This window comes from Mycobacterium sp. 1245805.9 (genome assembly GCF_001672915.1).
In the GTDB taxonomy this organism is placed as follows: domain Bacteria; phylum Actinomycetota; class Actinomycetes; order Mycobacteriales; family Mycobacteriaceae; genus Mycobacterium.
The window spans coordinates 1-15,231 of record NZ_LZKR01000013.1 but is presented as its reverse complement, the minus strand read 5'-3'; the positions used below and the strand labels follow the sequence as shown (position 1 = coordinate 15,231).

Below are 15,231 nucleotides of genomic sequence, written 5' to 3'. Positions count from 1 at the left end.
GCGGACAGCACAACGCGGTCAGGCTGCAAATCCCTGGTTTCATGCCATGACATCACGCGAGGGCGATCACGAAGTCGAGCACTCGGTTCGGATCGCTCAAGCCGTCGCCCAGGATTTCACGAATCCGGTCCATGCGGTACCGCACGGTCTGCGGGTGCAGCACCAAGTGACGCGCCACATCCTCCCGACGGCCCTGGTGCAAGAGCCACGCCCGCAACGTCTCCTCGTACCGTGCCCGCGCGTCGGCCCGCAAGTGATCGAACGGCGCGAGCGCCGCCGCGCGCTGGCGCTCCCGGGTCGGCAGATCCGCATGAATTACCAACGCCGCCAACGACCGATCGGTATCGATAGGCCAGGATTCAGGCTTGCAGCATTTCCACGCGCGCGCCGCAAGCTCCGCGGAGTACTTGACATCGAGCCACGGTTGTTCAGGCCCGATGGCCGCCTGGATGCCGGCCAGCCGTTGGATCAGAGCGGCACGGGGCGCTGCGGCAGTCAGCGGCACCAACAACACGGTGAGGCCCGAATGCGCGGGGCCGGGCAGCAGATCTCCGCTAGCACGCAGAGTCTGATTATCAAGCAGCGGAACGACATTGTGCGCATCGGCGCGAGGAAGGACGATCGCGATCATGGCGTCGGGTGACTGCCAGCCTGCCAACCGGACGGTCTCGAGAATCTCGTCGCTCGCGGCGCCGAGCAGGAGTTGTTCGGTCAGTTTTTCCAGTTGGCGCTGGCGGCGCCTGCTCGCCGTGGCCAGCTCGTTGGCGTGACCGCTGACGCACGCGTCGGCGAGGTCGTCGAGGTAATCGAAGTGGAGTTCGGCGAAGCGCACGATGCCGGCGGTGCTCATGTCGTGGGCCTGCGCGACGGTGCTCCAGTGCCGCCAGGCGATGCGCGCTCCGAGCCGGAAGGCTGCATTGATCGGGTCGATCGACCGCCCGACATTCGCTTGGTAGCGGCCGAGGGCGAACGCGGCCTGATGCACGGCCGCGATGTCGACAGGCTGCCGATCGGGCCTGGGTCCGCACGTAGTGGCTAAGAAGCCCGCCAGCATGGTGTTGACCGCCGTTATGCCCGCCTGGCCCATCTCGCTCTGGAACGCTTCGGCAAAAGCCGGAAACTGCGTCGCCACCGCGTTGACGATGTCGTCGGTCGTCGCGGCCAGTTCGACGTAGAGAGCGTCGGCGATGGGAGCCGGGACCAGAGGCTCGGGGTGCTGACCAGAATTCACACTCTGAGTATGAATCAAGCTCAAAATTCACTCCAGCTGGCCAAGCGACTGTTCTTCAAATCCAGGAACACTTTGATTAGCGATATATCCAGAAGGAGGAACGATGAGAATCGCAACCAGGCTTCCTGGCGAACGCAGCCTCGCTGCCGACGACAGGGACAAGATCGCCCACATCCGCGGTGCGCTGATCGACATCGGCAACGAGTGGCGGGCACGGCACCCGTGGCTTGCCGCGCACCAGGACCAAATCGGCCTCGCCTTGTTCCTGATCGGCATCGCCGGCATCCTCGGCGACGCCGTTCTCTACGCCACGGGCGTCGTGCCCTGGTGGGCAACCATTCTGTTGACGGCCTTCTGGCTGTCGATCCTGCATGAGATCGAGCACGACCTGATCCACTCGATGTACTACCGGAACAACCGCGTGATCCACAACGCGATGATGTTCGGGGTCTGGTTCTTCCGGCCCAGCACCATCAACCCTTGGGTGCGCCGCCGGCTGCACCTGCACCACCACCAGGTTTCCGGCACCGACTCCGATCTCGAGGAGCGCGCCATCACCAACGGCCAGGGCTGGGGTCCCCACCGGACGGTCTCGCTCCTCGATTCGATGCTCGGCATATTCACCAAGCCATTCCGGATCCGCCACCTGGTGGAGACCTATATCGAACACGAGGCCCGGACGCCGGAGGAAGCGCGTCACCTCGCGAACATCAACCGGTTGGCGTACTTCCCACTCGGGCTTTTCCACTACGGACTGTGGCACCTGGTCATCGTCCTGTGGCTGTACCAGGCGTTCGTAGGGCCGACCCACCTCCCTGGCCAGAGCGCGCTCTACTTCCTCGCGGTCACGATCCTGGCGCCCAACATGATCCGCACGTTCTGCCTGCACTTCGTGAGCTCGAACATGCACTACTACGGCGACGTCGAACCGCACAACGTACTGCAGCAGACGCAGATCTGGAATGCGCTGTGGCTCAAGCCATTCCACGCGTTGTGCTTCAACTTCGGTGAAACGCATGCGATCCACCACTTCCTGGTGCGCGACCCCTTCTACCTGCGCGAGCTGATCAAGCGCGACTGCCAGAAGGTGCTGCGCGACAACGGCGTCCGATTCAACGACTTCGAGACGTTCCGGCGAGCGAACCGATTCGGCCCTGTCACCGCGTCGATCGAACCCTGAAACCCACCGCCCCGCCCCACGTTTGAAGGACACACTCATGAACGCCGCTGCCACCACCCAACTGTGGATCTGCGAACGCTGCGGAATGATCTACGACCCCGCCGACGGCGACCCGGACAGCGGGATCGCCCCCGGCACCGCCTTCGACGATATCCCCGACGACTGGGTCTGCCCGGTCTGCGGCGTCAGCAAGGCCGACTTCGTCCCGTATGAGGACTGAACTTCGTCGCGGTATCGGACGACGCGGCGTAGCGTGAGCCCGTGAGCGAACGGCGGACCCTGCTGTTGATGCGGCACGCGAAATCCGACTACCCGGAGGGAGTCCCGGACCATGACCGGCCGCTGGCGCCGCGCGGCATCCGGGAGGCGGGGCTGGCCGGGGAGTGGTTGCGCGCCAGCGCGCCCGCCGTCGACGCCGTGCTGTGCTCCACCGCGACGCGCGCCCGGCAGACGCTGGACAGGACCGGGATCGACGCCCCGGTGCGCTACAGCGAGCGGCTGTACGGCGCCACCCCGGGGACGATGATCGCCGAGATCAACGAGACGGGCGTCGACGTCGGCACGCTGCTGGTCATCGGTCACGAGCCGACGATGTCGGGGCTGGCGATCATTCTGGCCGACGAGCCCGGCGACCAAGGCACGGATATCGCTGTGCTGGAACGCATTTCGACGAAATTCCCGACGTCGGCGATCGCGGTGCTGGCGGTGCCGGGCGGCTGGAAGGGACTCGAGCCGGGCCGGGCCGCGCTGACCGGTTTCGAAGTGCCGCGCTAGCTGTTGGTGGACAGCGTCAGCTCCATCAGCTTGAGCGCCTGCCCGCAGGCGTCAATACCGGGCGCCTGGGGGTTGACCCACCAGCCGACCACCCCGGCCGCGTTGCTCGCCACGCCGCAGGCGCCGTTCGGGTCGTCCGGGCGCATCACGATCGACTCGATGCCCGCGATCGAACGGTTCTCGACCTTGTACTTGAGGAAGTCGGCGACCTTGCGCTCTTCGCCCAGGCTGCCCTGCTCGAACCAGAACCGGGTGATGTCGATCAGGCCGGCCGGGTTGGCCGCCTGCCACCGGCAGATGGCCCCGACGAACGTGCTTTGAATGTCGAGCGGATCGGCGCCGACGGTCTTGGCCAGGATGTCGCTGGTCAACACCTCGCACTCCTTGAGCAGGTTCGGGTACTGCTGCTGAGAGTTGTTGTTGCGCGGGGGGTTGCCGCCCGCCTTGATGGCGTTACCCCCGATGGACCTCGAACATCCGGTCAACACCAACACCGCGGCGAACAACACGGCGACGCAGGCGCGAACGGTCCGCCGCCTCATTTGGAGTTCGCAATCGACTGACGGGCCAGTTCCTTGGCGATGTCGCACGGCGGCGGGAACGGCTTCTGGCTGAAGCTGACCGACCATTCGATGAAGTCGTCCTGGAACTGGATGCCCACCTCGCAGAGCGAGTCGCCCAGGTTGGGCTCGTTGCCGACCGCGATGAAGCCGCCGTGGCCGTTGATGTTGATGTCCTCGACGCTGGCGCGCGACAGCTCCTCGGTCTTACGTTCGCGCCCGATCGGGCTGCCTCGATACCAGGAAAAGGAGAAGTGCGGACCGAGAATCCCGCCGCCCGCAAGCCACTGGCAGCCGACCGAGTTCCGGGCGGTGTTCACCAGCCCGGTAACCTTCGTCAGCTCCGACACGGTCTGATCGTTGATGCCGCCGCATTGCGGGAACATCGGCCCGTGGTGGCCCTCCCCGTTGCCCGGCGTCGACGATGCCGTCGCTCCCGGTTTGTTGTCGCCGGAACCCGAGCATCCCGCAAGCGTCGGGATCAGAATCGCCAAGGCCGCCGCCACGAGAGCCAGCGCCCTCGCGCCTCGCCTAGTGCTCGTCACACGATGCACTGTAGCGGGAGCGCGGCGGCCAACCGCTGACGCCGCGCCTGAGCAGGCATTTCGGCCCCGCGTTGACCAGCGCGGGACGCGCCGTATGCGAGAGTTACCAGATGCTCCTGGCACTGCTGCGCCAGTACATCCGGCCGTACCGGCGGCTGGTTGCGGTGCTGCTGGTGCTCCAGCTGACCAGCACCCTGGCGTCGCTGTACCTGCCCACCGTCAACGCGGCGATCATCGACGAGGGCGTCGCCAAGGGCGACACCGCCACCATCGTCCGGCTCGGCCTGGTGATGCTCTCGGTCACCGGGCTGCAGGTGCTGTGCGCGGTCGGGGCCGTCTACGTCGGCTCGCGGGCGGGCATGGGCTTCGGCCGCGACCTGCGCCAGGCGATCTTCGAACACGTCACCACCTTCTCCGAGCACGAGACCGACCGGTTCGGCGCGCCAACCCTGTTGACGCGCAGCACCAACGACGTGCGGCAGATCCAATACCTGGTCCAGATCGGCGGCACGGTGCTGATCACCGCGCCGATCATGTGCGTGGGCGGCATCGTCATGGCCCTGCACCAGGAGGCGGCGCTGGCGTGGCTGCTGCTGGTCAGCGTCCCGGTCATGGCGGTGACCAACTACTTCGTCATGTCGCGGATGCTGCCGTTGCTGCGCCGGATGCAAGGCCTGATCGACGGCATCAACCGTGTGGTGCGTGACCAGCTGTCCGGCGTCCGGGTGGTCCGGGCGTTCGCCCGCGAGGGCTACGAGCGCGACCGGTTCGCCCGCGCCAACACCGCGCTGTCGCACACCGCGCTCTCCGCCGGCAATCTGCAGGCGCTGATGCTGCCGCTGACCACGCTGACCATCAACGTGTCCAGCGTCGCACTGATCTGGTTCGGCGGCCTGCGGATCGACCGGGGCCAGATGCAGGTCGGCTCGCTGACCGCCTTCCTGGTCTACTTCACCCAGATCCTGATGGCGGTGCTGATGGCCACCATGACGCTGGTGGTGCTGCCGCGCGCGGCGGTGTGCGCCGAACGGATCACCGAGGTGCTCGACACCCGCGCCGCCGTGCAGGACCCGCCCAACCCGCGCGTCCCGCCGGGCGGGATCACCGGCGTGGTGCGGTTGGACGGCGCCACCTTCACCTATCCCGGCGCCGATCGCCCAGTACTGCAAGAGATTTCGTTCACCGCGCGGCCCGGCACGACGACCGCGATCGTGGGCAGCACCGGTTCGGGCAAGTCGACGCTGGTGTCGCTGATCTGCCGGCTCTACGACGTCACCTCCGGCGCCGTGCTGGTCGACGAGGTCGACGTCCGCGACTACCACACCGAGCGGCTGTGGTCGGTGATCGGGCTGGTGCCGCAGCGTGGCTACCTCTTCTCCGGCACGGTGGCCGAAAACCTGTGCTATGGCAAGCCGGACGCCACCGACGACGAGATGTGGGAGGCGCTGCGGATAGCCGACGCCGACGGGTTCGTCCGGGCCCACGATGACGGCCTGCACATGCGCGTCGCGCAGGGCGGCATCAACTTCTCCGGTGGCCAGCGGCAGCGGCTGGCGATCGCGCGGGCCGTCATCCGCCGCCCGGCGATCTACCTGTTCGACGACTCCTTCGCCGCGCTCGACGTGCACACCGACGCGCGGGTGCGCGCGTCGCTGGCCGAGGTGTCGGGTTCGGCGACGATAATCGTTGTCACCCAACGCGTTTCGACAGCGGCCCGGGCCGACCAGGTGATCGTCGTCGACGGCGGGAAACTGGTGGGCGCGGGGACGCACGAATCGCTGCTGACCGACTGCGCCACCTACGCGGAATTCGCCGACTCGCAGTCCGTGGGGGCTTCGGTGGGGGGCGAGCAATGACCGTGGCGCCCGTAGCGCCGGCGACGGGGCGCTCCCACGACTTCTGGGCATCGGCGACCCGGCTGGTGAAACGCCTTGCGCCGCAACGGCGCCTGAGCCTCGCGGTGATCGCGCTGGGCATCACGGGCACGGCGATCGGGGTGGTCGTGCCGCGGATCCTGGGCCACGCCACCGACCTGCTGTTCAACGGCGTCATCGGGCGGGGACTGCCGGCCGGGATCAGCAAGGCGCAGGCCGTCGCCGCCGCCCGCGCCCGCGGCCAGAACGCGTTCGCCGACCTGCTGTCCGGGATGAACGTGGTGCCGGGCCGGGGCGTGGACTTCGCGGCGGTGGCCCGAACGCTGGCCCTGGCCCTGGCGCTGTATGTGGTTTCCGCGCTGCTGATTTGGGCGCAGGTCCGGCTGCTCAACGTCACCGTGCAGCGCACCATGGTCGCGCTGCGCTCCGACGTCGAGGACAAGATCCACCGGCTGCCGCTGTCCTACTTCGACGGCCGCCAACGCGGCGAGGTGCTGAGCCGGGTCACCAACGACATCGACAACGTGCAGTCGTCGCTGTCGATGACGATCAGCCAATTGCTGACGGCGGCCCTGACGGTGGTGGCCGTGTTGGCGATGATGGTGTCGATCTCGCCGCTGCTGGCGGGCATCACACTGCTGGCCGTACCGATCTCGCTGCTGGCGACGCGGGCGATCGCGCGGCGCTCGCAGCGCCTGTTCGTCGCCCAGTGGCGAAGCACCGGGCGCCTCAACGCCCACATCGAGGAGACTTACAGCGGCTTCACGGTGGTCCGGACGTTCGGCCACCAGGCCGCGGCGCGCGAGCAGTTCCGCCGCCTCAACGACGAGGTCTACCGGGCCAGCTTCGGCGCCCAGTTCTTCTCCGGCCTGGTGGCACCGGCGACGGGGTTCATCGGCAACGTCGGCTACGCTGCGGTCGCCGTCGTCGGCGGCCTGCAGGTGGCCACCGGGCAGATCACGCTGGGCAGCATCCAGGCCTTCGTCCAATACCTGCGGCAGTTCAACGCGCCGGTGAGCCAGGTGGCCGGGATGTACAACACCCTGCAATCGGGGGTGGCCAGCGCGGAGCGGGTGTTCGAGCTGCTCGACGAGCCCGAGGAGCCGCCGGACCCGGAGCGGGCATTACCGCCGTCCAACGGCGGCCGCGTCGAGTTCGAGCGGGTGAACTTCTCCTACCGGCCGGGCGCGCCGGTGCTCCACGACCTGTCGCTGCTGGCCGAGCCGGGCAGCACGGTGGCGATCGTCGGGCCGACCGGGGCGGGCAAGACCACGATGGTGAACCTGCTGATGCGGTTCTACGACGTCGACTCGGGCCGGATACTCATCGACGGGGTCGACATCACCACCGTGAGCAGGCAGTCGCTCCGATCCGGAATCGGCATGGTGCTGCAGGACACCTGGCTGTTCGACGGGACGATCGCGGAGAACATCGCCTACGGCCGCCCGGACGCCACCGAGGACGAGGTGATCGAGGCCGCCACGGCGGCGTATGTGGACCGGTTCGTGCACACGCTGCCGGCCGGCTACCAGACCCCGGTCAGCGGCGGCGGCACCAACATCAGCGCCGGCGAGCGCCAGCTCATCACCATCGCCCGCGCATTCCTCGCCCGGCCACGGCTGCTCATCCTGGACGAGGCGACCAGCTCGGTGGACACGCGCACCGAGGCCCTCGTTCAGCGCGCCATGCGCGAGCTTCGCCGCGGCCGAACGAGTTTCATTATCGCGCACCGCCTTTCGACCATCCGCGACGCCGACCGCATCGTGGTGGTCCAGTCCGGCCGCATCGTCGAACAGGGCAGCCACACCCAACTGCTGGCGCGGCGCGGCGCCTACTACGCGATGACCCGGGCGTAGTCACCAAGAAATCGTTGAGGATCCGTCAAGGGTGCGGCCAAAAGCTGAACGCAGTCAGAGCCGAACCCAAGAGCAAAGGAGCTCAACAATGTTCGCACACCGGATCACCGCAGCCGTTGCCGGCGCGCTCGGCGCCGCCGCCGTCGGGCTGGCACTCGCGACCGCCGGCACCGCCGGGGCCACCTCCTTCAACACGGACCAAGACGCGATTCGGGCGGCCCACCACGTGTGCACCGAGCTGGCCGCCGGCAAGAGCAAGGCCGCCGTCGCGCTCACGCTGATAAGCCAGGCGAGGATGTCACCCCGGGACGCGGACTTCTTCGTCGGCGCCGCCACCAAGTTCTACTGCCCGCAATTCGCCGGTCAGGCCGCATAGCCTGCAATCGCCAACCATCACCGAGATGGGGGATTCCGTAACGGAATCCCCCATCCGCCGCTGGAGACGCCCGGACGCTTCAAGGATTCGTGGAGAAAACGACAAGGCCAGCGTCGGACCCTTTTCTCATGAACGCCGCCAAGATCGCCACAGTCGCCAAGACATTCGCCTTCGCGGTGGCCGCGGGCGCCGTCGCGCTCGGACTGGCCGCCCCCGCCGATGCGGCCTCGGAGGCCGTGTACGGCGACCCCGTCGCCGCCGGCAGGTACTGGCACCAGCAGCAGTACGACGACTGCGTCCTGATGTCCAGCGCCGACGTCATCGGTCAGATAACCGGTGAGTCGCCCTCGGAGGCGGCCATCATCGCGAAGGCCCACTCGATGCCGAGCACGGTCCACGGGGGCCCGATCTACACCAAGCCGGCGAACCTGGACGACCCGAATTCGGGCGCCGGCGCCAGCGTGGAGGACATCCCCGCCTTGCTCGCGCACTACCGGGTCGCCGCCGTCGTCATCGACCGGGACGACCGCGCGGTGAACGGAATCCGCTCGGGCCTCGCCGGGATCAAGCAGGCGCTCGGCGGCGGCCACAAGGTGATCGTCAGCGTCAACGCCGAAATCATCTGGCGCGAGCCCGTCGACGCGAAGGACAAGAGCGGCAACCCCGTGTCCGACCACGCGGTGGTGGTGACGGGTGTCGACGTTTCCCGCGGCATTGTTCACCTCAACGACAGCGGCATCGCCGAGGGTCGCGACGAGCAGGTTCCCATGGAGCTTTTCGTCAAAGCGTGGGACACGAGCGACGAGTTGATGGTGGTCACGCTCTAGATCGCGTTGGGGTGTTACCGAATTCGCGGGGTTCGTATCACAATCAATGAACGCGACGCCGCGGAAGACGGGAGGGTGTTACGCGCCATGGTGGACAAACGCCTCGAGTTCGGTCTGCTCGGGCCGCTGGAAATGAGCGTTGACGGCGTCCTGGTTCCCCTGGGCACCCCCAAGCAGCGGGCCGTGGGGGCCATGCTGCTGATGAACCGCAACAGCCCGGTCGGTGTCGACAGGCTCATCACGGCCCTGTGGGAGGAATCGCCACCGTCTGGGGCCCGGGCCAGCATTCACTCCTACGTGTCCAACCTGCGCAAGCTGCTCAGCGGCGCCGGCATCGACCCGCGGCTGGTGCTGGCCGCGGCGCCCCCGGGCTACCGCCTCAGCATCCCTGACAACGCTTGCGACATCGGGCGATTCATCGCCGAGAAGACCGCTGGCGTGCACGCGGCCGCCGCCTCCCGGTTCGAACAGGCCAGCAAGCATTTGTCGGCGGCACTGGCGGAATGGCGCGGGCCGGTGCTCGAGGACCTGCGCGACTTCCAGTTCGTCGACACCTACGCCACCTCGCTCGTCGAGGAGAAGATTCTGGTCCACACGGCCAAGGCGGAGGCCGAAATCGCTTGCGGACGCGCGTTTGCCGTGATCGCCGAGCTCGAGGCGCTGACCGTGGAGCACCCCTACCGCGAGCCGCTGTGGGCCCAGTTGATCACGGCCTACTACCTCACCGAGCGCCAATCCGACGCGCTGGCGGCCTACCGCCGCGTGAAGGAGACGCTCGCCGACGAGCTGGGCATCGACCCGGGCCCCAACCTGCGCGCCCTCAACGAGCGGATCCTGCGCCAGGAGCCGTTGGACGTCAAGAAGATCGCGGTGACCACCGCCGCGGTCACCCAGACGGTCCTGGACCAGCACACCAGGGTTTCCGAGCGCAACGCCGTCGCGCATCTGCGCGAAGCCTCGGGGAAGCGCCATCCGGTGCAGGAGGCCGCGACGCGCATCGGGCGCCTCAGCGCCAACGACATCGTGCTGGACACCCCCAAGGTCAGCCGCCACCACGCCGTCATCGTCGACACCGGCACCGGCTGGGTGATCAATGACCTGCGCTCCTCCAACGGCGTGCAGGTACAGGGCGAGCGCATCCGCTCGGCGACCCCGCTGCACGACGGCGACCACATCCGCATCGGCGAGCACGAGTTCACCTTCGAGGTCACCCAGAACTAGCCGCCAAGAATTCGTTGAGAATCCTCCAAGCGTGGGGCCCGAAGCTGAGCACACCAAGGGCCGAACCCACCAGCAAAGGATCTCGACAATGTTCTCTCCCCGCATCACCGCAGTCGTCACCACGGCCATCGGGGCCGCCGCCGCCGGACTGGCGATCGCCACCGCCGGCGCCGCCGGGGCCAGCACGGCCGACGACACCTTCATCACCGAGATGAGGGGCCTCGGCGTCACCTTCACCTCGCCGCAGGAGGCCATCAAGGAGGGCCACCAGGTGTGCAAGGAGCTGGCCGCCGGCAAGACCGGGACGGACGTCGCCACCGAGGTGCTGAGCCAGACGAACCTCACCACCAAGCAGGCCGCCTACTTCGTCGTCGACGCGGCCCAGGCCTACTGCCCGCAGCTTTCCGCCCAGCTGACCTAGCCAATCCGCCCACCCGAATGGGGGATCCCGATCGCCGGGGTCCCCCATTCCTCGTTTGGCTCGAAAAATCTTGCAGCACAGTAAATTTCAAGAATTCATTGAGATAACGAGAAGGCCGACATTGGAACCTTTTCTCAACCAAACCGCAACCGAGCGGTACGAGAAAAGGACAAGCAGTGAAGACCATGAAGATCGCAAACATCGCCAAGACCGCCGTATTCGCGGTCGCCGCCGGCGCCGTCGCGCTGGGGGTGGCCGGCCCGGCGGGCGCGGCTTCGGGTGCCACGTACGGCGACCCGGACGCCGCCGCCAAGTGGTGGCGCCACCAGAAATACGACGATTGCGTGCTGATGGCCGCCGCCGATGTGGTCGGCCAGATGACCGGCAAGGAGCCCTCCGAGGACGCCATCATCAAGAAGGCCCAGTCCACCCCCAGCAGGAACCACCCCGGGTCGATCTACATCACGCCGGCCGACACCAAACACCCGAATTCGGGCCAGGGCACCATGTTCGCCGACGTCCCCACGCTGCTGGCGCAGTACAAGGTCGGCGCCGTCGTCACCGACCGGCAGCACGCGGCGGCGGACGGGATCCCGGGCGGCATCTCGGGAATCGAGCAGGAACTGGGCACCGGCCACAAGGTGATCGTCAGCGTCAACGCCGAGCTCATCTGGAACATCCCCGTCAAGACGACGGACGAGAACGGCGACCCGCAGGGTGACCACGCCGTGGTGGTGACCGGTGTCGACACCGCCTACGGCATTGTCCATCTCAACGACAGCGGCCATCCGAAGGGCCGCGACGAGCAGATCCCGATGGCGCTCTTCCTCAAGGCATGGGACACCAGCGACCAGCTGATCATCGTCACCACGTGACGCACCGCGGCCGGCCGGCCGGCTCGGAAGGGGTTGATATGGTCGGCGGGTCGCGGTTGTTGGGAGGAACGATGAGCGGGGCGCCGGGCTCGCGGGTGGGGACGATGTTCGGACCCTACGAGCTCAAGCGGGCCCTCGGCCACGGCGGAATGGGCGAGGTCTACGAGGCCGAGCACACCGTCAAGGGCTGGACCGTGGCGCTCAAGCTGATGTCGGAATCGGTCAGCAGCGATCCGGTGTTCCGCGAGCGGATGCGGCGCGAGGCCCGCATCACCGGCCGTTTGCAGGAACCCCACGTGGTGCCCATCCACGACTACGGCGAGATCGACGGCCAGATGTATCTCGAGATGCGCCTCATCGAGGGCACCGATCTCGGGACTTTGCTCAAACAGTTCGGGTCGCTGTCCCCGCCCCGCGCGGTGGCCATCATCACCCAGATCGCCTCGGCCCTCGACGCGGCGCATGCAGCCGAGGTGACGCACCGCGACGTCAAACCGCCCAACATCCTGGTGACCCGCGACGACTTCGCCTACCTGGTCGACTTCGGCATCGCGAGCGCGAAGACCGACGAGAAGCTCACCCAGCTCGGCACCGCCGTCGGCACCTGGAAATACATGGCGCCCGAACGGTTTTCGAACGACGAGGTGGACTACCGCGCCGACATCTACTCGCTGGCGTGCGTGTTGTTCGAATGCCTGACCGGCTCGCCGCCCTACCAATCCGACAGCGCCGGGGTGCTGGTCAGCGCCCACATGCTGGAGCCCATCCCCCAGCCCAGCGCCAGGCGTTCGGGAATCTCCCGGGCCTTCGACGGGGTGATCGCGCGCGGCATGGCCAAGAAGCCCGAAGACCGCTACCGCAGCGCCGGTGACCTGGCGCGCGCCGCGCACGACGCGCTCACCAACCCCGATCAGACCCAGGCCGTCAACATCCTGCGCCACGGTGAGGAATCCACGCTGCCGAGGCTGAAGGGGGCCGTCGGCGCCGTTCCGCCCGTCGCCGCGGCGCCACGACACGTCCCCGATAGCGGGCCCATCCCGCGCGCCGCCCCGCCCGCGCCCAATCGTGCGGTGCACCAACCCCAGTGGGCCGGCCCGCCACCGCAGTTCGCCGGCCCGCCACCCTTCGGCCACGGGCAGCCGCCACCGCCGCGCAAGCGCAACCCGTGGATCATCGTCGCCGCCGGCGCCGCCGCCGTCGTCCTCGTCGTCGCCGCCGTCGGCATCTCACTGGCCGTCGGAAACGACGACAACGAAACCCCCAACGCGGCCACCACCACGACGACCACCACGACCACCACCACGACGACCACCAGCAGGACCACGGCACCGTCGTCCGCGCCGCCCTCCGGCGCCGCGACCCGGCTGCTGAGCCTGCTGCCCGCCGGCTACCCGCCCGGCGTCTGCAAGCTGGAGGGCCAGCCGATGCCGGGCGCGAGCGTCTCGGTCATGTGCGGACAGAACACCGAACCCAACGGCCCCAACGTCGGCGAATACGGGCTGTTCGGCGACCTCAAGGCGCTGCAGGACGCGTTCAACGGCTACATGCAGGCCGACACCACCGTCAAGTGCCCCGGCGACAAGGCATCGCCGGGCACCTGGTGGCACAACAAGGACCCGAACACCATCCTCGGCCAGATCGGGTGCGGGAAGTACAAAGGCGATGAGCCGCAGGTGATGTGGACGAACCAGCAGACCATGGTGCTCGCGGTCGTCGGCGGGGATGTGCAGGGGCCGAACCTGGACCAGCTGTACAAGTGGTGGGCCGCGCACTCGTAGTGACGCTTGCCTGGGGCTCACCGTCTTGATTGCTGAGTCGGGGGCTCGCGGTTAGCCGCTCGGGTCGGCCGATGTTGATATGGTCGGCGGGTCCGGGGTTGGTTTGGAGGGTCAGGGATGAGCGACGCGCAGGCCTCACGGGTGGGCTCGATGTTCGGGCCCTATCACCTGAAACGGCTGCTGGGCCGCGGTGGGATGGGCGAGGTCTACGAGGCCGAGCACACCGTCAAGGAATGGACCGTCGCCGTCAAGCTGATGTCGGACACGTTCAGCAAGGACCCGGTGTTTCGCGAGCGGATGAAGCGCGAGGCGCGCATCGCCGGCCGTTTGCAGGAACCCCACGTGGTGCCCATCCACGACTACGGCGAGATCGACGGCCAGATGTACATGGAGATGCGCCTGATCGAGGGCGTCGACCTGGACAGCCTGCTCAAGCGGTTCGGCCCGCTGACCCCGCCGCGGGCGGTGGCCATCATCACCCAGATCGCCTCCGCGCTGGACGCCGCGCACGCGGCCGGGGTGATGCACCGCGACGTCAAGCCGCCCAACATCCTGGTCACCCGCGACGACTTCGCCTACCTGGTCGACTTCGGCATCGCCAGCGCGACCACCGATGAAAAGCTGACCCAGCTCGGCACCGCGGTGGGCACCTGGAAATACATGGCGCCCGAACGGTTTTCCAACGACGAGGTCACCTACCGCGCCGACATCTACGCGCTGGCCTGTGTGCTGCACGAGGCCCTGACCGGATCACCGCCCTACCGCGCCGACAGCGCCGGCACCCTGGTCCACGCCCACCTGTTGGACCCCATCCCGAAGCCGAGCGACACTCGCTCGGGCATCCCCAAGGCGTTCGACGCGGTGATCGCGCGCGGCATGGCCAAGAAGCCCGAAGACCGCTACGCCAGCGCGGGCGACCTGGCCCTGGCCGCGCACGAGGCCCTCAGCGACCCCGACCAGGACCACGCCAACAACATCGTCCGCCGCAGCCAGGAAGCCACCCTGCCCGCCACCGCCGAGGCCAGCACGAACGCCTTGGCCTTGTCGGCGGACGGGAATGCGACGGCGGCCTGGTTCACCCAGTGGTCGTTGTTATCGCCCGGTTCTGCGGACACCAGCCCGCTGATTCCGCTGTAGCCGGTGCCCGCGTAGACCGGGTCCTGGCTGGTGTAGAGCGCGCCCAGGCAGTTCGGCAGCGACAGCGTCACCGTGGAGGTGTCCATCGAGGTGATGGGCTTGCCGGGCGTCATCTCGGAGGAGCCCATGATGTTGTTGATGTCCGACGGGTCCAGCAGCAGGGCGCTGAGCCGGCTGGGCGGCACGGGATCCGGGGGTGGCGGCGCGGGCTTGGGCTTGATGATCAGCCATACCCCGACCGCGCCGACGGCGAGGACGATCACGGCGGCGACGGCGGCGACGATGGGCCACGGGCTGCGTTTGGGCTTGGCGGGTGGCTGATTCCACCCCCCGGACGCCGGGCCGGTGAATTGCGCGGGCGGGCCGCCCCAGCTGCCGCTGCCGCCCTGGTAGTACGGCGGGCTCGCCGCGGGCATCGGCCCGCTGTCGGGGGCCCAGGGCCGCGGCGTCTGACCGGCCTGCGGAATCGGGCCGGACGCGGGGTAACCCGGCGCCGGCCCCGGCGGCGGGGTGGGCGGCGGCGGGGTCACGGGCGGGACCGCGGGTGCTGTCGGCGCTGGCGGCACCGGCGGCACG

14 protein-coding genes and 2 pseudogenes are annotated in these 15,231 nt (G+C 68.1%); 12 read left to right on the top strand and 4 right to left on the bottom strand.

All coding sequences use genetic code 11. The features are described 5' to 3' along the window. Positions 1 to 52: 52 nt before the first annotated feature. Positions 53 to 1,231: a CdaR family transcriptional regulator gene (locus tag A9X00_RS02055; RefSeq protein WP_082974638.1), complete on the bottom strand. Its 1,179-nt coding sequence runs from the start codon at positions 1,229 to 1,231 to the stop codon at positions 53 to 55. A 103-nt stretch (positions 1,232 to 1,334) separates the two neighbouring features. Here A9X00_RS02055 and A9X00_RS02050 point away from each other — a divergent pair, with 103 nt between their 5' ends. Genes A9X00_RS02050 through A9X00_RS02040 form a run of 3 tightly spaced genes read left to right on the top strand, consistent with a single transcriptional unit; the run spans position 1,335 to position 3,185 of the window. Beyond that, entirely contained in the window at positions 1,335 to 2,411 is a 1,077-nt protein-coding gene (locus tag A9X00_RS02050) for a fatty acid desaturase (protein ID WP_067148506.1), read from the top strand. Between the two features lie 37 nt (positions 2,412 to 2,448). Continuing rightward, the gene (gene rd / locus A9X00_RS02045; RefSeq protein ID WP_067148503.1) at positions 2,449 to 2,631 is read left to right on the top strand and encodes a rubredoxin; all 183 of its coding nucleotides are present in this window, start codon (positions 2,449 to 2,451) and stop codon (positions 2,629 to 2,631) included. Between the two features lie 41 nt (positions 2,632 to 2,672). Further along, positions 2,673 to 3,185, top strand: coding sequence for a histidine phosphatase family protein (locus tag A9X00_RS02040; protein WP_067148500.1), 513 nt, complete (start codon positions 2,673 to 2,675; stop codon positions 3,183 to 3,185). Here A9X00_RS02040 and A9X00_RS02035 read toward each other — a convergent pair. Both A9X00_RS02035 and A9X00_RS02030 read right to left on the bottom strand, forming a co-directional pair. Next, positions 3,182 to 3,727, bottom strand: a complete 546-nt coding sequence (locus A9X00_RS02035) for a DUF3558 domain-containing protein (RefSeq protein ID WP_067148498.1) — start codon at positions 3,725 to 3,727, stop codon at positions 3,182 to 3,184. The two genes, A9X00_RS02040 and A9X00_RS02035, sit on opposite strands and share 4 nt — an antisense overlap. Then, positions 3,724 to 4,290 carry a DUF3558 domain-containing protein gene (locus tag A9X00_RS02030; RefSeq protein ID WP_369830703.1) on the bottom strand — a complete coding sequence of 189 codons (567 nt, stop codon included), beginning with the start codon at positions 4,288 to 4,290 and terminating at the stop codon, positions 3,724 to 3,726. The genes A9X00_RS02035 and A9X00_RS02030 overlap by 4 nt, the downstream gene beginning before the upstream one ends. A gap of 110 nt (positions 4,291 to 4,400) precedes the next feature. Between A9X00_RS02030 and A9X00_RS02025 the strand changes: the two genes are divergently transcribed. The 9 genes and pseudogenes from A9X00_RS02025 to A9X00_RS01985 form a co-directional block, all read left to right on the top strand. Beyond that, positions 4,401 to 6,146, top strand: a complete 1,746-nt coding sequence (locus A9X00_RS02025; protein ID WP_067148492.1) for an ABC transporter ATP-binding protein — start codon at positions 4,401 to 4,403, stop codon at positions 6,144 to 6,146. Continuing rightward, positions 6,143 to 8,020 (top strand): ABC transporter ATP-binding protein, encoded by a 1,878-nt coding sequence (locus tag A9X00_RS02020; RefSeq protein WP_067148489.1) that lies wholly within the window; start codon positions 6,143 to 6,145, stop codon positions 8,018 to 8,020. Before A9X00_RS02025 ends, A9X00_RS02020 begins: the two co-directional genes overlap by 4 nt. An 88-nt stretch (positions 8,021 to 8,108) precedes the next feature. Next, positions 8,109 to 8,396, top strand: coding sequence for a DUF732 domain-containing protein (locus tag A9X00_RS02015; RefSeq protein WP_067148486.1), 288 nt, complete (start codon positions 8,109 to 8,111; stop codon positions 8,394 to 8,396). Positions 8,397 to 8,524: 128 nt separating this feature from the next. Further along, the gene (locus tag A9X00_RS02010; protein WP_067148483.1) at positions 8,525 to 9,223 is read left to right on the top strand and encodes a hypothetical protein; all 699 of its coding nucleotides are present in this window, start codon (positions 8,525 to 8,527) and stop codon (positions 9,221 to 9,223) included. An 87-nt stretch (positions 9,224 to 9,310) separates the two neighbouring features. Further along, the gene (locus tag A9X00_RS02005) at positions 9,311 to 10,444 is read left to right on the top strand and encodes a BTAD domain-containing putative transcriptional regulator (RefSeq protein WP_067148778.1); all 1,134 of its coding nucleotides are present in this window, start codon (positions 9,311 to 9,313) and stop codon (positions 10,442 to 10,444) included. Between the two features lie 88 nt (positions 10,445 to 10,532). Next, the gene (locus A9X00_RS02000; protein WP_067148480.1) at positions 10,533 to 10,865 is read left to right on the top strand and encodes a DUF732 domain-containing protein; all 333 of its coding nucleotides are present in this window, start codon (positions 10,533 to 10,535) and stop codon (positions 10,863 to 10,865) included. Positions 10,866 to 11,041: 176 nt separating this feature from the next. Continuing rightward, positions 11,042 to 11,740 (top strand): C39 family peptidase, encoded by a 699-nt coding sequence (locus tag A9X00_RS01995; RefSeq protein WP_067148477.1) that lies wholly within the window; start codon positions 11,042 to 11,044, stop codon positions 11,738 to 11,740. 71 nt (positions 11,741 to 11,811) lie between these two features. After that, positions 11,812 to 13,518: a serine/threonine-protein kinase gene (locus tag A9X00_RS01990; RefSeq protein WP_067148474.1), complete on the top strand. Its 1,707-nt coding sequence runs from the start codon at positions 11,812 to 11,814 to the stop codon at positions 13,516 to 13,518. 117 nt (positions 13,519 to 13,635) lie between these two features. Continuing rightward, positions 13,636 to 14,599: pseudogene (locus A9X00_RS01985) on the top strand (serine/threonine-protein kinase); the annotation flags it as partial. Here the strand turns inward: A9X00_RS01985 and A9X00_RS32665 are convergent. After that, positions 14,595 to 14,783 (bottom strand): annotated as a pseudogene (locus tag A9X00_RS32665) (sensor domain-containing protein); the annotation flags it as partial. The pseudogenes A9X00_RS01985 and A9X00_RS32665 overlap by 5 nt on opposite strands. Positions 14,784 to 15,231 lie beyond the last annotated feature (448 nt).